14 protein-coding genes are annotated in these 18,084 nt (G+C 69.9%); 9 read left to right on the forward strand and 5 right to left on the reverse strand.

What is annotated here, in order from left to right; genetic code table 11:
- From AB3347_RS04495 to AB3347_RS04530, 8 genes are all read left to right on the forward strand, one after another.
- Positions 1-1,923, forward strand: a complete 1,923-nt coding sequence (locus tag AB3347_RS04495) for a hypothetical protein (RefSeq protein ID WP_369090589.1) — start codon at positions 1-3, stop codon at positions 1,921-1,923.
- Positions 1,920-2,966, forward strand: coding sequence for a glycosyltransferase family 2 protein (locus AB3347_RS04500; RefSeq protein WP_369090590.1), 1,047 nt, complete (start codon positions 1,920-1,922; stop codon positions 2,964-2,966). The genes AB3347_RS04495 and AB3347_RS04500 overlap by 4 nt, the downstream gene beginning before the upstream one ends.
- Before the next feature lie 2 nt (positions 2,967-2,968).
- A complete protein-coding gene (locus AB3347_RS04505) occupies positions 2,969-3,352 on the forward strand; it encodes a GtrA family protein (RefSeq protein WP_369090591.1) in 384 nt (127 codons plus the stop codon).
- Positions 3,352-4,218 carry a GNAT family N-acetyltransferase gene (locus AB3347_RS04510; RefSeq protein WP_369090592.1) on the forward strand — a complete coding sequence of 289 codons (867 nt, stop codon included), beginning with the start codon at positions 3,352-3,354 and terminating at the stop codon, positions 4,216-4,218. The genes AB3347_RS04505 and AB3347_RS04510 overlap by 1 nt, the downstream gene beginning before the upstream one ends.
- Positions 4,208-5,032 (forward strand): PIG-L deacetylase family protein, encoded by an 825-nt coding sequence (locus AB3347_RS04515; protein WP_369090593.1) that lies wholly within the window; start codon positions 4,208-4,210, stop codon positions 5,030-5,032. The genes AB3347_RS04510 and AB3347_RS04515 overlap by 11 nt, the downstream gene beginning before the upstream one ends.
- On the forward strand, positions 5,029-7,146 hold the full coding sequence (locus AB3347_RS04520) for a glycosyltransferase family 39 protein (protein ID WP_369090594.1): 2,118 nt from the start codon (positions 5,029-5,031) through the stop codon (positions 7,144-7,146). The genes AB3347_RS04515 and AB3347_RS04520 overlap by 4 nt, the downstream gene beginning before the upstream one ends.
- A 29-nt stretch (positions 7,147-7,175) precedes the next feature.
- Entirely contained in the window at positions 7,176-9,281 is a 2,106-nt protein-coding gene (locus tag AB3347_RS04525; RefSeq protein WP_369090595.1) for a hypothetical protein, read from the forward strand.
- A 121-nt stretch (positions 9,282-9,402) separates the two neighbouring features.
- A complete protein-coding gene (locus tag AB3347_RS04530; protein WP_369090596.1) occupies positions 9,403-11,091 on the forward strand; it encodes a histidine kinase famiy protein in 1,689 nt (562 codons plus the stop codon).
- A 154-nt stretch (positions 11,092-11,245) separates the two neighbouring features.
- On the opposite strand, the gene AB3347_RS04535 is transcribed toward AB3347_RS04530, so the two are convergent.
- The 4 genes from AB3347_RS04535 to AB3347_RS04550 form a co-directional block, all read right to left on the reverse strand.
- A complete protein-coding gene (locus AB3347_RS04535; RefSeq protein ID WP_369090597.1) occupies positions 11,246-12,769 on the reverse strand; it encodes a DEAD/DEAH box helicase in 1,524 nt (507 codons plus the stop codon).
- 324 nt (positions 12,770-13,093) lie between these two features.
- Entirely contained in the window at positions 13,094-13,861 is a 768-nt protein-coding gene (locus AB3347_RS04540) for a hypothetical protein (protein WP_369090598.1), read from the reverse strand.
- Positions 13,862-13,880: 19 nt separating this feature from the next.
- Complete coding sequence (locus tag AB3347_RS04545; protein ID WP_369090599.1) at positions 13,881-14,501, reverse strand: LON peptidase substrate-binding domain-containing protein; 621 nt, start codon at positions 14,499-14,501, stop codon at positions 13,881-13,883.
- Positions 14,502-14,553: 52 nt separating this feature from the next.
- On the reverse strand, positions 14,554-14,988 hold the full coding sequence (locus tag AB3347_RS04550) for a hypothetical protein (protein ID WP_369090600.1): 435 nt from the start codon (positions 14,986-14,988) through the stop codon (positions 14,554-14,556).
- A 208-nt stretch (positions 14,989-15,196) separates the two neighbouring features.
- On the opposite strand from AB3347_RS04550, the gene AB3347_RS04555 reads away from it, so the two are divergent.
- A complete protein-coding gene (locus AB3347_RS04555; protein WP_369090601.1) occupies positions 15,197-17,473 on the forward strand; it encodes a CHASE domain-containing protein in 2,277 nt (758 codons plus the stop codon).
- 16 nt (positions 17,474-17,489) lie between these two features.
- On the opposite strand, the gene AB3347_RS04560 is transcribed toward AB3347_RS04555, so the two are convergent.
- Positions 17,490-17,978, reverse strand: coding sequence for a hypothetical protein (locus AB3347_RS04560; RefSeq protein ID WP_369090602.1), 489 nt, complete (start codon positions 17,976-17,978; stop codon positions 17,490-17,492).
- Positions 17,979-18,084: the final 106 nt, after the last annotated feature.

Here is an 18,084-nt window from a genome sequence, read left to right on the forward strand (position 1 = left end):
ATGCAGACCGCTCCCATCTCCCGCCTGCCGTCCTGGCGCTTTCCCCTGCTGGTGGCGCTGGCGCTGTGCGCGCTGCTGGCCATGTACAAGCCCTTCTACGGCGGCGACGTGGTCGAGTACACGCTCGCCACCGTGGCCATCGCCGACCATGGTTCGCCCGACATCCGCCTGGAAGACATCGCGCGCGTGCGCGCCCTGTTGCCAGGCATGTTCGCCGAACCCTTCGACCTGCTGGAGCGCGGCATGCGCGCGGGCGACCAGCAGCTGTACGCGGCCTTCGTGCGCGGACGCGATGGCGACGTGTTCCCGGTGCACTACTTCGGCTATTCGCTGCTGGCGGCGGCGCCGTTCAAGCTGTTCGAGGCGCTCGGCATCCCGCCCTTCAAGACCTTCCAGGCGGTCAACCTGATGGCGGTGTTCGCGCTGGCGCTGGCACTGCGCCGCTTCTTCCGGTCCGAGACCGCGGCCTGGCTCGGCCTCGGCCTGTTCATGCTGTGCGGCGGCGCCCTCTACCTGCACTGGACCAGTCCCGAGTGCGTTAGCGCGGCCCTGCTGCTGGCGGGCCTGCTGTTCTACGTCAGCGGCGCGCCGCTGGCCGGCAGCCTGCTGGCCGGGCTGGCCGGGCAGCAGAACCCGACCATCGTGTTCTTCTTCGCCTTCGCGCCGCTGTTCAAGCTGTGGCTCGACTACGATCGCCAGCTGGGCTTCGGCAGCAACCTGCGCGCCCAGCTCACGCGCCGCAACGTCCTCGGCCTGGCGGCCGGCATGGCGGTGTTCGCGCTGCCGCCGCTGTTCAACCTGTGGCAGTTCGGCGTCCCCAACATCATCGCCAAGCTGTTCTCCGACCCGGGCCTGATCGGCGCGACCCGCCTGGCCTCGTTCTACTTCGACCTGAACCAGGGCATGATCATCGGCGTGCCGGGCCTGCTGCTGGTCCTGCTCCTGCTGCTGCCGCGTGCGGACCGGCGCGCGCGCGGCACGCTGCTGCTGGCCGCGCTGCTGACGCTGGCGCTGGCGGTGCCCGCGCTGGCGGTGCTGAACTGGAATTCCGGGGCGGCCGGCGTGATGCGCTACGCCTTCTGGGCCGCAATGCCCCTGGCGTTCGCGCTGCTGGTGCTGCTGCGCCGCCTGCCGCGCTGGCCGGCGGCGCTGGTAGTGGGCCTGGCCGCGATCCAGGCCGTCGCCATGCTGCACGCCCAGCGCTACGACTACGTGCATTTCAGCCCGGCCGCGGTACGCATGCTGGCCTGGGCGCCGCAGTACTACCATCCGGAACCCGAAATCTTCGCCGAGCGCGCGGGCAACCACGACAACTACATCCAGCCCGACAAGCTGTACACGCTGCAGCGCGACGGCGTCGTGGTCAAGACCCTGGTCCATGCCGCCAACGCGCATGCCGACGAACAGCTGTGCGGCAAGGGCGCGAGCCTGGCGCCCGACATGCCGACCGTGCCGAGCGCGCGCGGCTGGCGCTACCTCGACGGCCCGCTGCGCTGCGCCGCCGGCGGCTACCTGCAGCGCAGCTTCCAGTTCGACGCGCTGCGCGCCGGCAAGCCGGTGGCGCTGGTCTCGGGCTGGTACCCGCTGGAGGCCAACGGTCCCGGCTGGGACGGCGCCTGGTCGCACGGCCCGCGTTCGCGCGTGCGCATCCAGCTCGACGGCGGCGCGGCTGAATCGCTGCTCATCGCCGGCAACTACCTGGCCCCCAACCGCGAGACCCGGGTGCTGGTGAACGGCGTCGACCTTGGCTGGCACGCGCTCGACCAGGCAGGCCAGCTGGCGCTGCCAGCCGGCGCACGCTCCGCCACCCTCGACATCGAATTCGAACACGCGTCGCCAACGGCCCCCGGCCCTGGCGACCCGCGCCCGCTCGCCTTCTTCCTGCGCGAGATCAGCGTACGACAAACCCCAAGCAAGCCATGAACGCCCCTGACGCCGTGAACCGTCCCATCACTTCCACTTCGCCGCACGCGCCCGAGGCATCGAATGCCGTCGCGGTCGTGATCCCGAGCTTCAGGGTGACTCGCCACATCCTGGGCGTGATCGCGGGCATCGGCCCCGAGGTCGCGCGCATCTACGTCGTCGACGACAAGTGCCCCGACGGCAGCGGCGCCTTTGTCCGCGAACACTGCCGCGATCCGCGCGTCGTGGTGCTCGAACACGCCGAGAACCAGGGCGTCGGCGGCGCCGTGATGACCGGCTACCGCGCGGCGATCGCCGACGGCGCCAAGGTCATGGTCAAGATCGACGGCGACGGCCAGATGGACGGCAGCCTGATCCCGAATTTCATCGCGCCGATCCTGGCCGGCGAAGCCGACTACACCAAGGGCAACCGCTTCTTCAACCTGGAACGCCTGGGCGCGATGCCGCCGCTGCGCCTGTTCGGTAACGCGGTGCTGTCGCTGATGACCAAGCTGTCCTCGGGCTACTGGGACCTGTTCGACCCGACCAACGGCTTCACCGCGATCCACGCCGACTGCGCGCGCTACCTCCCCTTCGAGAAGATCAGCAAGCGCTACTTCTTCGAATCGGACATGCTGTTCCGCCTGAACATCCTGGGCGCGGTGGTGGCCGACGTGCCGATGGACGCCGTCTACGGCGACGAGGTCAGCAACCTCAGGATCTCGAAGATCGTCACCGAATTCCTGAGCAAGCACGTGCGCAACTTCGGCAAGCGCATCTTCTACAACTACTACCTGCGCAACATGTCGGTGGCCTCGATCGAGCTGCCGCTGGGGCTCCTGCTGGCGAGCTTCGGCACGGTCTACGGCATCTCGCACTGGATCGCCTCGGCGCGTTCCGGCACCGAAACCCCGGCCGGCACCGTGATGCTGGCGGCGCTGCCGGTGATCATGGGCGTGCAGCTGGTGCTGGCCTTCCTGGCGTACGACGTCGCCTCGGTGCCGCGCAATCCGCTGCACAAGAAGACCCTGTTCCGCCATAAGCCCGCGGCCCCCGGCGCATGAGCGTGTCCGCACTCGCTGCGCGCCTGTTCAGCCGCCAGTTCGCGGTCTTCGTCACGGGCGGCCTGATCTGCGCGCTGGCCGACATCGGCCTGATGCAGCTGCTACTGCAGGCCGGCGTGCAGGCCACCGCCGCCGCCAGCGCCGGCTTCGCGGCCGGGCTGCTGGTCAACTACGCCTTCCACAGCCGTGTTACCTTCAACGCCGCGGCCAATCCTGCGAATTTCGCGCGCTACCTGTGCGTGGTTGGGGTCAACTACCTCCTGACCATTGCCTGCGTCGCAGCGGCGAGCGCCGTCCTCGACAACCCGCTGGCCGGGAAGCTGCTGTCGCTGCCGCTGGTGGCGGTGAACGGCTACCTGCTCAGCAAATACTGGATCTTCAAGTGATGCACGACTTGCAAACAGCGCTGCGTTTTGCGCCCGTCCAGAACGACCCCGCCACCCTCGCGCAGTACGGCGCGCTGTTCGCCGCCTGCTTCCCCGGCACCGACAAGTTCACCCCAAGCTACCTCGACTGGCTGTACGTGGCCAACCCGGACGGCGCCGCGGTCGGCTACGACGCCTGGGACGGCGAGCGCCTGGCGGCGCACTACGTGTGCGTGCCGGCGCGCGCCTGGGTCGAAGGACAAGAGGTGCGGGTGCTGCTGTCGCTGAACACCGCCACCCACCCCGACTACCAGGGCAAGGGCCTGTTCACGAAACTGGCCGCGATGACCTACGAAGCGGGGGCCGGGGCCGGCTTCGACGGCTGCTACGGCGTGGCCAATGCCAACAGCACCCCGGGCTTCGTGCGCAAGCTCGGCTTCCAGCTGGTGCGCCCGCTGGAAGCGCGCGTCGGCCTGGGCCGCCTGCGCCACGCGCCGAAACCGGCCGCGGCCAGCCTGTCGTTCGAACGCAGCTGGAGCCTTGATGCCCTGGCCTGGCGCTGCGCCAACCCGCACAACCGGGTGCACGGACGCAAGGCCGGCGGGCGGCTGCAGTTCCATGCCGCCGCCCTGGGCCACATCCCGGCCTATGCCGAGCTGGAAGCGGACCGCCTGCCGGTCGTGCCGGACGGCGGTGCGCCTTCGCCGCTGCGCCTGTTCATCGGCCTGACCCCGGACGCCACCAGCCGCTACTGGAATTACGCCAGCATCTCGATGCGGCTGCGCCCCTCGCCGCTGAACCTGATCTGGCGCGCCTTCACGCCGCGCGTGCCGCAGCTCGACGCATCCCGCATCCAGTTCACCTTCCTCGACTTCGATGCCTACTGACGCCGGGCCGGACGCCGACGCGCACGGCAGGCAGGAGGGGGGCCATGCCGCCCTGTTCCTGTTCGCCCACCAGGACGACGAATTCGGCGTCTACCAGCGCATCCTCGACTGCCGCCGGCGCGGGCTGCGCGTGGCCTGCGCCTACCTGACCGACGGCCAGACCGCGACCGCGTCGGCCGCGCAGCGCAACCGAGAGTCGCTCGGCGTGCTGGCGCGCCTGGGAGTCGCACCGGAAGACGTGTTCTTCGCCGGCGGCGAACTCGGCATCGGCGACGGCCGCCTGCCCCAGCACCTGGCGCCTGCCGCCGACTGGATCAGGCGCTGGCTCGCGCGCTATCCCCTGGTCGACGCCCTGTACGTCACCGCCTGGGAAGGCGGCCACCACGATCACGACGCGCTGCACGCGCTGGCGGTCGTGCTGGCGGCCGAACGCGGCCTGTTGCAGCGCACCTGGCAGTTCTCGCTGTACCAGGCCAGGAGTCTGCCCGGCCCGCTGTTCCGGGTGCTGGCGCCGGTGCCGGAGAACGGCCCGGCGATCGCCACCCGCATCCCCTGGCGCGGCCGCCTGCGGCACCTGCGCGCCTGCCTGTCCTACCCCTCGCAGCGCAACACCTGGATCGGCCTGTTCCCCTTCGTGCTGCTGCACTACCTGCTGCGCGGCGTGGAACAGCTGCAGCCGGTCGCCCTGGCGCGCCTGGACGAACGCCCGCACGCGGGCGCGCTGTACTACGAAAAGCGCCGGTTCTTCACCTGGCCGCAGATGCAGGCGGCGCTGGCCGGCTGGCGCGCGGCCTCCCGCCACTCGACGACATGATCCTTTCTTCGCCCCCCGCACATGCATTCGGGCGCGCACGCGCGCGCTCCCTCGTTCCCGCGCTCCTGCTCGGCGCCGGCATGGCCCTGATCGGCTGGTACCTGGTCCAGCGCACGCTCGGCCTCTATCCCGGCGTCTTCATGGACGAGTGGTACTACAGCAAAATGGCGCGCCTGGCGCCGCTGTCAGAAGCCGCCGTGCCCTCCTATCTCTACCTGCTGGTGTTCGGCGCCGGCAGCAGCTGCGGCCCGGGCTTCCTCGACTGCGTCCGCATCGGCAACGTCCTGTTCCACGTCGGCGCCGCCCCCTTCCTCTACCTGGTCGCGCGCCGCGTGCTGCCCGCGCCGCTGGCCTGCACGGTGGCGCTGCTGGCGCTGCTGCTGCCGCTGAACCTGTACACCAGCTACTTCATGCCCGAGTCGATGTATTTCTTCGGCTTCGCGCTGCTGGCCTGGGTGGCGCTGGCCGGCGTCGCCTGGCGCGCCTGGCTGCATGCGCTGCTGGCGGGCGCGGTGCTGGGTCTGATGAGCCTGGTGAAGGTGCATGCCGTGTTCCTGCTGCCTGCGCTCTGCCTCTACCTCGTGTATGCGAGCCGCTTCCGCGATCCCGCTGCGACTGCCCGCACCTGGATCGTGCGCGGGCTGGGCGCGGCGCTGCTCGCCGCCCTCGCCACCGCCGCGGTCAAGCTGCTGCTTGGCTGGCTGCTGGCGGGCGACGCCGGCCTGACCCTGTTCGGCAGCTTCTACGCGGCCGGCGCCAGCTCGGCCTCGCAGCAGGGTTTACTGTCGCGCCTGCTGCCGGCCTCGCTCAGTGCGCGCGGCCATGCGATGGGCCTGGCGGTGCTGCTGGGCTTCCCGCTGGCGGCGCTGCTGCACGCCCTGGTGCGCCGGGACACCCACCGCGCCGGCAATCCGCTTGGCCTGCTCACCGTGTTCACCGCGCTCATGCTCGGTTCGGCGCTCGGCCTGGCGGTGCTGTACACGGCCTCGATCGCCTCCGACGGGCCGCTGGAAGGCTTCCGCCTGCACTCGCGCTACTACAGCTTTGCCCTGCCCCTGCTGCTGGTCGCCGCCGCCGCCGCCACCCGCGATTGGCGCGATGCCGCTGCGCGCCCCGGCGTCGCGCAGATCCTGATCGCCCTGGCGCTGGCCGGCCTGCTGGCATTGGCCTGGACACGCCTGCCGGGCTTCGACCCGCGCATCACCGACGGGCCGGAATTCACGCCCCTGATCAAGCATGACAACCCGGTCATCGCCCTGTTCGCGCTCCAGGCGCTGTTGCTGGCGCTGTGGCTGCGCTACCGCCGCGCCGCGGCCTGGGGCTTCCTGCTGGTCGCGCTGCCGCTGGCGCTGTTCCTCACCGACGCCGACGTGCGCACCTACCTCGGCCACCTGCGCACGGCGCCGCCGGCCGACCGCGCCGGCATCGCCGCACGCGACCTGATTCCGCCTGCCGAGCGCAGCGCCACGATCATCGTCGCCAATGGCGCCGACCTGTTCCGCACCCAGTTCCACATCGACCATCCGGACATGATCCTGCTCGACCTGCCCGACGGCGCCCCGATCGAGGCCTACCGCCTGCCCTCGACGGCGCGCTGGCTGGTCGCGGTGGGCCGCCATCCGCTGCCGCCGGGGATGGCGCCGGCGCTCGCCAACGACGCCTTCGCGATCGTCAAGCTGCCGCGCCCCGAACGCAGCCTGGTCGGCGAGTTCGCCTTCCACGTCGCGCCCGGCCCGGGACGGCTGGTCGACCATGCCGAAGGCTTGTCGAACGTGGAAGCCTGGGGACGCTGGTCGGACGGCAAGCGGGTGACGCTGCGTTTCGCCCGGCCGCTGCCGGCGCGCCTGACGGTGGTGCTGACCGCCGGCGCCTTCGGCCCGAATACCGCCGAGCCCTTCACCCTGCGCGCCGGGGAAGCCGCGGCACAGTTCCGCCTGGCCTGGGAAGCGCGCGAAGTGGTGCTCGATCTCGACACCGACGGCCGCCAGCAGACCCTCGTCATCGAGGTGCCGCGGCCGACGCGGCCGAGCGATCTCGGCAACTCCACCGACACGCGCCTGCTGGGTATTTCGCTGACACGCCTGCGCATCGAGGAGCGCAAGCCCAAGGATTGATTCACGCGGTTCACCTATAACAACACATAATGAACACGATCCCCGCCAAACCGCAGCGCTTCGCCTGGCCGCTGCTCCTGACCGTCGCCCTGGCCTGCATTGCCTGGCTCCTGTACCAGCGTAATGCCGGCCTGCAGCCCAGCGTCTTCGCCGACGAGTGGTATTACAGCAAGATGGCGCGCCTGCTGCCGCTGGCGGAAGCCATCGTGCCGTCCTACCTCTACCTGTGGCTGTCTGGCGCGAGCAGCGCCTGCGGCGACGGTTTCCTCGACTGCGTCCGGATCGGCAACCTGGCCTTTTTTGTTGGCGCCGCCCCCTTCGTGTACCTGATCGCGCGCCGCTTCTGCAGCGCGCCGGTGGCCTGCGCGGTCGCGGTGCTGAGCACGCTGGCGCCGCTGAACTCCTTCACCGCCTATTTCATGCCCGAGGCCATGTATTACTTCGGCTTCTGCGTGCTGAGCTGGGTGGCCCTGCAGGGCAGCGACTGGCACCCGGCGCTTCACGGCCTGGCCGGCGGCGCCGTCCTTGGCCTGATGAGCCTGGTGAAGGTGCATGCGCTGTTCCTGCTGCCCTCGCTCGTCCTGTTCCTGGTGCTGGCCAGCCGCCAGCGCGGCGGCGCGTGGGGCGCGCGCGGCCTGGCCATGGCGGCCCTGGCGGTGCTGGCCGCCCTGGCGCTCAAGTTCGGCCTCGGCTGGCTGCTCGCCGGGCAGGCCGGCCTGAGCCTGTTCGGCCCCTTCTATGAATCGACGCGGATGGGCAGCGACAGGCTGGCGCTGCTGGTGGCGGCTTCGGTCAGCGCGCGCGGCCACCTGATGACGCTGACCCTGGTGTACGGACTGCCGCTGGCCATCCTTGCCTACGAGCTGTGCACGCGCGCGCTGCCCGGACCGGGCGACCCGGCCACCGACCGCCGCAAGCTGCTGCACCTGTACGTGCTGCTGATGCTGGGCGCGGCCGCCGGCGTGACGATCCTGTACACCGCGGGCCTGCACGCTCCGGGCAGCCACGAAGGCTTCCGCCTGCACCTGCGCTACTACAGCTTCGTGTTCCCGCTGCTGGCGGTCGTGGCGGCGGCCGCGATCGCGCCGCCGGCGCCGCGCGAGCGCGCCGCGCCGGAGCGCCCATGGCTGCGCTGGGCGCTGGCCCTGTCGCTGGGGGCGGTGCTGCTGTTATCGATGTCCAGGTTGCAGGGCTATACGATGAATGTGGTGGACGGCCCCGACATCCATGGCATCGACCTCCAGGGAAAATCCTTCCGTATCCTGGTCGGGCTCCAGCTGTTGCTGCTGCTGGCGTGGGCGGCGCGCCTGCGCGCGGCGCCGCTGCTGTTCGTGTGCCTCGCCCTGCCCGCCGCCCATGCGGCCAGCAACCAGGGGGTGCACCGGCACCTCGAGGCGCACCGCCCGGCAACCCAGGCCGACCTGGCGTCCCGCTTCGTCCACGACTTCGTGCCGCCGGCCGAGCGCAGCGAGGTGGTGGTCGCGGGCGTCGACCTGAGCCTGATGATGCGCGCGCAGTTCCACATCGACCACCCGGACACCACCACGATGATGCTCGACTTCGGCCCGGTCGCCGAATACCAGCTGCCCTTGAAGAAGAAGTGGATGCTGCTGCTGGGCGACTACCAGCTGCCCGGGAACGTCACCGTCGTCCGCCAGACGCCCCACTACGCGGTGGTGCGCCTGCCGGAGCCGGAGCCGACGCTGCACCATGTGAAACTGTCGGCGCCGCCCGACCCGCAGGTCGTCACCGGCGTCGAGGGCCTGTCGCACATCGAAGCCTGGGGCCGCTGGTCGGACGGGAAGCAGGTCGTGATCCGCTTCGCGCAAGCGCTGCCGCGCCGCGTCGGCCTGGTGCTTGCCGCGCGCGCCTACGACGTCAACGCGAATCTGCCCTTCAAGGTCCACCTGGGCGGCCAGACCCGGGAATTCCGGGTCGGCTGGCAGCTGCGGGAGATCGGCCTGCATTTCGACCTCGACGAGGATGCGCGTACGCTGGTGATCGAGGTGCCGCAACCGGTGTCGCCGGCCGAGCGCGGCAACCCCGGCGACACCCGCAAGCTCGGCATCGGCATCGGCGAGATCGTCATTACCCAGGGCGCCGACGCCACCCGCCCGGCCCAGGCCGCGCGTTGATCCAGCGCAAACCTGCCCGTTTGCTGGGGGCGCTGTGTGAAGTCACGTACGGAATGGCGACCCCGGCCCCGATAGAGTGAATCCCACACCGGTCGACCTGACGGCCGGGCTCGGGGTACACATGGCAACTGGATCGGACAAGCAAGAACACCTCAACAAACCACTGGACGTCCAGGGTGGCGGCCAGAGCGTGGGCGTGCAGGCGGTCGGCGAGGTCGAGGGCAACGCCGTCAATCCGTCCGGCGGCCCCGGCGTCAATCACTGGCAGGCCAGCTACATCGGACGCGGCGGGCTGGAAGACCGCGGCAACATCTTCTTTGCCGCGGTCGAGATGACGCGCATGCCCATGATCGTCACCGACCCCAACCAGCAAGACAATCCGATCGTGTTCGCCAACGGCGCCTTCTTCGACCTCACCGGGTATGCGGAAAAGGAGGTCCTCGGCCGCAACTGCCGCTTGCTGCAGGGGCCGGACACCGACCGCGGCACGGTGGCCGAAGTCCGCAACGCCCTGCGCGAACAGCGCGCGGTGGCGGTCGACATCCTCAACTACAAGGCCGACGGCGAACCCTTCTGGAACGCCCTGTTCATCGGCCCGATCTTCGGCCAGGACGGCAAGCTGCTGTACTTCTTCGCCTCGCAGATGGACATCACCGAGCGCCGCAGCATGCTCGAGTCGAACCTGCAGGCGCAGAAGATGGAAGCGATCGGCCAGCTGTCGGCCGGCATGGCGCACGATTTCAACAACCTGCTGCAGGTGATTAACGGCAACCTCGAGCTGGCCCTGCTGACGGCCGGGAAGACCCCGGCGGCGGCCGAGCCGATCCGGCGAGCCCAGCGCGCGACCATGCAGGCCGGCAAGCTCACCCAGCAACTGCTGAGCTTTGCACGCAAGCAGCGCCTCGAGCACAGGCGCGTCAGCCTGAACACCCTGGTGGTCGAGTTTTCCGACATGCTGGTGCGCACCCTCGGCGACCAGGTCGAGCTGCGGCTCGACCTGCGCCCCGGCCTGCCCTCGTGCTCGATCGACCCGACCTACCTGGAAATGGCCCTGCTCAACGTGGTCATCAATGCGCGCGACGCCATGCCCCAGGGCGGCGTGGTGACGGTGGGGACGGCGGTGCTCGAGGATGGGCGGCGCATCGCCAACCGGCTGCCGCCGGGCGATTACGTGGCCATCTGCGTCAACGACCAGGGCGAAGGCATGCCGGCCGACGTGCTCAAGCGCGCCACCGAGCCGTTCTTCACCACCAAGGGCCTGGGCACCGGCCTGGGCCTGGCGATGGTGCACGGCTACGTGCAGCAGTCGCACGGCCGGCTCGACATCGAGAGCGAGCCGGGACGCGGCACGCAGGTGCGCATGATCTTCCCGGCGGCGCAGCAGTCGCGCCACGACGAAGGCGACAGCGACGCCGGCATGGCGCGCGAGGCCGGCCGCAAGCACCGCATCCTGGTGGTGGAAGACAACGAGGACGTGCGCGACCTGGCCGAGGCCATGCTGGAGGCGGCCGACTACGAGGTGCTGTCGGCGCCGAGCGGCGAACGCGCGCTCGAGCTGCTGGAAAAGGAACAGGTGGACCTGGTGTTCACCGACGTGATCATGCCGGGCGGGATGAACGGGCTGCAGCTGGTCGAACAGGTCCATGCCAGCAAGCCGGGGATGCCGGTGCTGGTCACCACCGGCTACATGGACGAACTGCCGGCGCGCGGGGCGCGCGACAAGTCGCTGGAGGTGCTGGCCAAGCCCTACCAGCATCAGGATCTATTGGATCGGGTGCATGCGGCGCTGCATGCGCGGCGCGCGGCTTGAACTCTCGAACAGATGCTGTTCGTAGGGTGGGCGGGTCTCCCGCCCACGCGTTCAACTACAGCCAGTATGGCCGCGATATATCAAAGTGAGGCAATCACCGCGTGGGGTGTATCGCGCCAGTGGCCCGATACACGAGCCGCCCACCCTACGAAAATCAGTTGCTACGCGGTCCGCCGCCCAGCAGGAAGGCCAGCTTCTGCTTGCCCGGCTTGCCCTGGGCCGGCGCCGGCGTGACGACTTCCCTGCTGGCCGCGCTCGACGGCTCGTAGGGCTTGAGGAACCACGGATCGACCTTTTCGCGGCGCGGCGCCGGGCTGTAGCCGCTGCTGCGCGGCGGACGCTCGCTGCGCTCGGCACGCGCACCCGCCTCGTCGCGGCGCCCACGGCGTTCGCCGTCGCGGGCGAATTCGCCGCGTCCGCCTTCGCGCGGACGGCTCGACGGCGCCACGAAGCCGGGCAGCTCGCCACGCGGGACGGTCTGCTTGATCAGCTTCTCGATGTCGGCCAGCAGGCGCTCGTCCTTGTCCGAGAACACCGACAGCGCATCGCCCGAGGCGCCGGCGCGGCCGGTACGGCCGATGCGGTGCACGTAGTCTTCGGCGTTGTACGGCAGGTCGTAGTTGATCACGCAGGGCAGGTCCGAGATGTCGAGGCCGCGCGCGGCCACGTCGGTCGCCACCAGCACTTCGATCGAGCCCTGCTTGAAGGCCTCGAGGGCGGCCATGCGCTCCTGCTGGGTCTTGTCGCCGTGGATCGCCGAGGCCTTGATGCCCTTCTTCTCGAGATGGGACGACAGGCGCGAGGCGCCGATCTTGGTGTTCGAGAACACGATCACCTGCTTCAGGTTGCGCTCGCGGATGATGTGCTCGACCACGTCGCGCTTGAGCTCCTCGTCGACCTTGTACACGATCTGCGTGACCCGGTCGGCGGTGGCGTTGCTGCGCGCCACTTCGATCAGCACCGGCTTGTTCAGGAAGCTGCCCGCCAGCTTCTTGATCTCGGGCGAGAAGGTGGCCGAGAACATCAGGTTCTGGCGCTGCTTCGGCAGCAGGTTGATGATGCGCTGCAGGTCGGGCAGGAAGCCCATGTCGAGCATGCGGTCGGCTTCGTCCATGACCAGCATCTGCACCTGGCCCAGGCTGATGTTCTTCTGTTCGACGTGGTCGAGCAGGCGGCCCGGGGTGGCGATGACGATCTCGACACCGCCCTTCAGGATGGTGGTCTGGCCCTTCATGTCCATGCCGCCGAACACCACGGTGGAACGCAGCGGCGTGTGGCGCGAATACGCCTTGACGTTGTCGGCCACCTGCACCGCCAGTTCGCGGGTCGGCGTCAGGACCAGGGCGCGCACCGGATGGCGCGCCGGCGACATGCTGCTGTTGGCGTGCGCCATCAGGAGCTGGATGATCGGCAGCGAGAAGCCGGCGGTCTTGCCGGTGCCGGTCTGGGCGGCGCCCATGACGTCGCGGCCCTGCAGCACCAGCGGGATCGCCTTGGCCTGGATCGGGGTCGGGTGTTCGTAGCCCTGGTCAGTCAGCGCGCGCAGGATTTCCGGCGCCAGGCCGAGGTCGGTGAAGCGCACGGTCGGCGCTTCGTCGGCCTTCACTTGTTCGACCGGCGCGGCCAGGGTAATGTCGGCAGGTTCGGCGTTGGCGGAAGTATTCTGGATATCAGACATATTCTTGTTGGACAGTATTTCGTTAGCTCTACGGCTGCGCCTGCGGGCAAGGATCGGCCTGCGCGGGTAGCTTCCAGAGGGGCGGCGGGCCGGCAAACCGGTCCGCATGGGCCGCGAAGCGCCCAGGCAACAAGCCTGGACTGGGCGGACGTAGAGGCACTTTAGCGGGCTACACGATACCTCAAATCTACTCCACTGTATATAAGGTCTTGTTTTTGTAGGGCGGTCAACGGCATGGGCAAGCCACGACGCGTCGATTCAAACGTGATCTGCACGCGCGGTCGGGCAAGCCGACCACCCTCGGTGAAACCAGGCAATGGGTGCTCAAGGCGTCCAGCCGCGCTGCTGGGCCGCGCGCTCGGCCGTCGGGTCGAGGGTGGCGCCGACGATACGGGCGTCGATCGCGGCCTGCACCGACGGCGGCAGGGTGCTGCCGTCGAGCCAGGCGGTGCCCGGCTGCGACTGGGCCAGCACCGGAATGGTCCAGCGGCCGTTGCCGCGGCAGGCCAGGCCGGCCGTGGTATCGACCACGAAGCTGCGGCAATAGCTGCCGTCTTTCGAGACGAAGGTGACGCCGATGCGCACCCCGGTTTCCGACGGCCCCGGGCTGGCCAGCTGGCCGCCGAGGGCGTCGACCAGGCGCCCGCGCGCCACCAGGGCGCCGTCGCTGGCTTCGAGCATCACCAGGCCCGGGTCGGGCCGCAGCTGCTGCCAGCCGAAGGCGCCGCCGACGGCCCCGAGCGCGAGCGCGGCGGCCAGCGCCAGCCAGTGGCGCGGCGTCCAGTCGGGGCGCAGCGGCTGGGGCGGCGCCGGGGGGGCGCCGCGGCCGGGGCGGACGGCGTCGAGGTGGACCACCTTGGCGCCGCCCGGGGGCAGCGGACGCTGCTGGCGGCCGCCGCCATGGCCGTTGGACACGCTGAAGATGTGCGAGCGGCCGGCGTCGCGGCCGGCGCCGCTGCTCTCGCGCCGATGCTGGGCGATGCGCGCGGCCAGTACCGGGTCGGCGCCCATGGCCCGCTCGACCGCCGCGCGCGCCGGCTCGGCCAGCTCACCTTTGATGTATGCGATCAGGAGGTCGTCCGAGAATTTCATGCCAGAACGCCAGCTTGGGCTAGGAAGTGATCAATCCGTGTTCGTCCAGGACGTCGTGCAGCAGTTCCAGCCGGATCACGGGGTTGTCGAGCATGAGCATACGGTGCTTCTGCTGGTTGGGCAACGGCAGCAGTTCGCACCAGCGGTTCGCCACCCAGCCGCAGTCGTCGAGACGGAACGGCGGCTGCACCGGCCAGCGGTGGCGTGGTACGTCGTGCAGCGAGGACAGCACGCGGTCGAGCGCATCGGAGGCCCCCTGCAGTTCGGACGGCACCTTGACGTCGTGGTCGTCCTCGACCAGTTCGGCCTCGGCCATCCACAGCCCGTTCAGGCGCTGTTCGGCGGTGACCACCGTGAAGCGCGAACCGCCGCGGCACAGCACGTGCAGCACGCCGGGCGTGGTGGTGGTCAGTTCGGTAACGGAAGCGATGGTGCCGGCGGCGGCGAAGCGCTCCGACTCGGCATCGGGCTGCCGTACTTCATGCCCCTGCGTGAGCAGCACCACGCCGAACGGCGCGTCGTCCGTGAGGCAGCGGCTGACCATGTCGAGGTAGCGGGCCTCGAACACCTGCAGCGGCAGCACCCCGTGCGGGAACAGCACCGTACTGAGCGGGAACAAGGGCATCGAAATCGTGGACATAATCCCATCATGACAGAATCGCCGCCGAAACGGGAGCACGATTGGGACCTCCTTACGGCCCCTGCAGCGGCATGGTTCGCAGGGCGTGGCCGAAGTTGCCCAGGCGCCAGCGCAGCCGCTCCATGCCCGGGTCCGGCATCGGCACCACGCGCACCCGCAGCACCCCGCCGGGCAACGCCGGGCACGGGATATCCTGCACCCCGGCCTCCTCCACCGGCAGGCGGAATTCGCCGCCCGGGGCCAGCTGCACCGGGCCGAACACCAGCGGCTTGCGGGTGGCGTTGCGCAGCAGCAGCACGTCCTGCACGCCCAGGGTCAGGCGCACCGCAGCGGGCGCATCCGGGCCGCGCACTTCCAGCAGCAGCTCGTGGCTGGCGCCACGCAGCGGCGCCAGCATGCCCCACAGCAGGACCAGCAGCAGCGCGCCGCCGAGGGCCGCGAGCGGCCAGTGCAGGCGCAGCAGAGAAGGCAAGGGCGGCCGCTTCATGGATGGGCTGCGCCCGCCTCATGCAGCAAGGGTGACGGCGCGCCGATACGAAGGATACGATGTTGCATTGAGTCAATTTTAAGAGATAATGCTGTTTCCGTACGCGCATGGTGGCGTGCGCCCCAACACAGCAAGGATGCGTATCCTACCGTCTTCCGCGCGTTTCCGATCAACCATGCCCCATGGCGCCCCTCGCGCGTACGACACGATGCCGCAGTCCCAACCATCCGCCCAGCCCAGCCGCATCCCCCTGCCCGGTTCCGGACAGATGCCGCTGCTGCTGGCGATGCTGGTGCTGCTGGTAACCCTGCTGGTGACCTTCAGCGCCTGGACCGGCGCCAAGCGCACCGCCGAGACCCAGCTGCTCGAGACCTTCGACTACCGCACCCGCGACATGGTGTTCAGCATCAGCCGCCGCATGGCGGTGTACGAGCAGGTGCTGCGCGGGGCGCGCGGCTACCTGCGCGGTTCGGTCGATCTCGACCGGCGCGACTGGGACGAATACTACCGCCTGCTGCGCCTGGACCAGTCCTTCCCCGGCATGGAAGGGCTCGCCATTTCCACCATCGTCCCGGCGGCGCGGCTTGCCGAGCACGAGGCCGCCATGCGGCGCAAGGGGTATGCCGACTACCGGATCCATCCGCCGGGGCCGCGCGACATGTATACCTCGATTACCCACATCGAACCCTTTGGCGGGCGCAACCTGCGCGCCTTCGGCTACGACATGTTCAGCGAACCGGTGCGGCGCGCCGCGATGGAGCGCGCGCGCGACAGCGGCCAGGCGGCCCTGAGCGGCAAGGTGGTGCTGGTGCAGGAAGGCACGGCGCACGAAGGCCCGGCGCGCCAGCAGGCCGGCGCCCTGATGTACCTGCCGGTCTACCGCGCCGGCGAGCTGACCGGCACCGTCGAGCAGCGCCGCAAGGCCATCGTCGGCTGGGTGTACGCGCCCTTCCGCATGAACGACCTGATGCGCGGACTGGGCGGCGCCCATTCGACCGACCTCGACATCGAGATCCATGACGGCGACCCGGCCGGCGAAGTGACCCTGCTGTACCGTTCGCAGGCCGCCGCCAACGCCAGGGCGCAGCTGCGCGCCAGCGCCCAGATCGTGCCCGGCGGGCGTACCTGGACCATCACGATGCGCTCCAGCGCCGCCCTCGAGAACAGCCTCGACACCACGCGCCCGCAGCTGGTCGCGGTCACCGGCATCGGACTGAGCGTCCTGATCAGCCTGGTGGTGTGGCTGCTGGCCAGCGAGCGCCGCCGCGCGCTGCAGCTGGCGCATGGCATGACGCTCGAACTGCGCCAGTCGCACGACCAGGTCGCCAGCGAGCAGAAGCGCATCCAGGTGATCCTCGAGACCGCCCCCGACGCCTTCGTCACGGTCGACGCCGAAGGCCGCATCACCGACTGGAACGCGCAGGCCAGCCGCCTGTTCGGCTGGAGCGCGGCCCAGGCCATCGGCCGCGACGTGCGCGAGCTGCTGCCGGAAGATCGGCGCGCCGCCTTCGGCGCCGGCTTCGCCGTGTTCGCGCGCGGCGGCGGCTGCCCGATGCTGGGCGCGCCGACCGAACTGACGGTGGTGGACAGCAACGGGCGCCGCATCCCGGCCGAGGTGACGGTGGCCCAGCTGGCCCTCGGCGAGGGCTTCGGCGCCACCGCCTTCGTGCGCGACATCTCGCAGCGCAAGGAGACCGAAGCGCGCGAACAGCAGCGCCAGCAGGGCCTGGACCAGGCGCGCCAGCTGCTCGCGCGGGCCCAGAAGCTGGAAGCGGTGGGCAAGCTCACCGGCGGCGTGGCGCACGACTTCAACAACATCCTGCACATCATCAGCGCCAACGTGCAGCTGATGCTGCGCGCCGACAGCAGCCAGCGCAAGCGCCTGCTCAGCATCCTCGACGCGGTCGAGCGCGGCGCCAAGCTGGCCGGCCAGCTGCTCGCCTTCGCGCGGCGCCAGCCGCTGCATCCGCTCGAAGTCCACGTGGGCCAGCTGCTGGAACGCATGGACAGCCTGGTGCTGCGCGCCGCCGGCGACCAGATCGCGCTGGACAAGCGCGTCCCGCCCGAGCTCTGGCCCACGCTGGTGGACCCGAACCAGCTCGAGAACGTGCTGCTCAACCTGGTGATCAACGCGCGCGACGCGATGGAAGGCAACGGCCGCATCGTGCTGGCCCTCGAGAACGTCCACGTCGCCGACGATGCGGTGCTGGCGCCGGGCGACTATGTCGCGGTGGCGGTGACCGACACCGGCCACGGCATGCCGCAGGACGTCGCGGAACGCGCCTTCGAGCCCTTCTTCACCACCAAGCCCGAAGGCAAGGGCACCGGCCTGGGCCTGTCGATGGCGCACGGCTTCGCGCGCCAGAGCGGCGGCGACATCCGCATTGCGAGCGAACCCGGCAAGGGGACGACGGTGACGATCTATTTGCCGCGGCATAGTGCGGCGGCGCCAACGGCCGCCATTGGCGCCGCCGCCGTGTCTTGAGACGGCCCCCGGCGCGCTACCTGTCGACGTTCGAGATCGGGTCCATGCGCAGGCCTGGTTTCACCAGACGTTCGCGCGTTTCGTGCGGCGGCAGGCGCAGCAGCCGCTCCTTGCCGTCGGCACTGGGTTCCAGCTTCCATGCGCAGATGCTGCGCGCAACGCATGCCATCAGCATCGCGTCGTTGATGCCCCGGCTTGCCAGGACCGATACCTGGGTCACCTCGCCGGCCGGAGACACCCGCGCGCCATACTGGATGCCGGCGGCACTCGGCAAGCTGCCCTCGCGCTCGACGAATTTCGTGAAACACCGGCCGCTTGCGCGCTTGTCCTGGACCAGCAGGCGCTCGACGTGCGCGCCGGTGCGCGGATCGGCATCGAATGCCTGCACCTTCCCCGCCACGAAATCCCCGGTCGGATCCTTCTGGACGTAACAGGCCGCGGGTTCATCGGCAAAGGCGGTACCGGCGCACAGGGCGGCCGCGGCAAGGGCAAGGGCGTAGCGCATGGGATCGCTCGGCAAGCGTGGCTGGGAGGGGCATCCTAGCAAAACGAGTTCCCACATGAAACAGTGCCCCATATCATGCGGCCGGCATGCAGGCGGGTGGCGCCGA

Origin of the sequence: Massilia sp. X63 (assembly GCF_041023745.1) — a bacterium.
Classification (GTDB): domain Bacteria; phylum Pseudomonadota; class Gammaproteobacteria; order Burkholderiales; family Burkholderiaceae_D; genus Telluria.

What these genes read in the sequence shown, in the direction of transcription:
- AB3347_RS04495 (WP_369090589.1), top strand. Translation starts at nt 1, where the DNA reads ATGCAGACCGCTCCCATCTCCCGCCTGCCGTCCTGGCGCTTTCCCCTG.
- AB3347_RS04500 (WP_369090590.1), top strand. Translation starts at nt 1,920, where the DNA reads ATGAACGCCCCTGACGCCGTGAACCGTCCCATCACTTCCACTTCGCCG.
- AB3347_RS04510 (WP_369090592.1), top strand. Translation starts at nt 3,352, where the DNA reads ATGCACGACTTGCAAACAGCGCTGCGTTTTGCGCCCGTCCAGAACGAC.
- AB3347_RS04515 (WP_369090593.1), top strand. Translation starts at nt 4,208, where the DNA reads ATGCCTACTGACGCCGGGCCGGACGCCGACGCGCACGGCAGGCAGGAG.
- AB3347_RS04520 (WP_369090594.1), top strand. Translation starts at nt 5,029, where the DNA reads ATGATCCTTTCTTCGCCCCCCGCACATGCATTCGGGCGCGCACGCGCG.
- AB3347_RS04525 (WP_369090595.1), top strand. Translation starts at nt 7,176, where the DNA reads ATGAACACGATCCCCGCCAAACCGCAGCGCTTCGCCTGGCCGCTGCTC.
- AB3347_RS04530 (WP_369090596.1), top strand. Translation starts at nt 9,403, where the DNA reads ATGGCAACTGGATCGGACAAGCAAGAACACCTCAACAAACCACTGGAC.
- AB3347_RS04535 (WP_369090597.1), bottom strand. Translation starts at nt 12,769, where the DNA reads ATGTCTGATATCCAGAATACTTCCGCCAACGCCGAACCTGCCGACATT.
- AB3347_RS04540 (WP_369090598.1), bottom strand. Translation starts at nt 13,861, where the DNA reads ATGAAATTCTCGGACGACCTCCTGATCGCATACATCAAAGGTGAGCTG.
- AB3347_RS04545 (WP_369090599.1), bottom strand. Translation starts at nt 14,501, where the DNA reads ATGTCCACGATTTCGATGCCCTTGTTCCCGCTCAGTACGGTGCTGTTC.
- AB3347_RS04550 (WP_369090600.1), bottom strand. Translation starts at nt 14,988, where the DNA reads ATGAAGCGGCCGCCCTTGCCTTCTCTGCTGCGCCTGCACTGGCCGCTC.
- AB3347_RS04555 (WP_369090601.1), top strand. Translation starts at nt 15,197, where the DNA reads ATGCCGCAGTCCCAACCATCCGCCCAGCCCAGCCGCATCCCCCTGCCC.
- AB3347_RS04560 (WP_369090602.1), bottom strand. Translation starts at nt 17,978, where the DNA reads ATGCGCTACGCCCTTGCCCTTGCCGCGGCCGCCCTGTGCGCCGGTACC.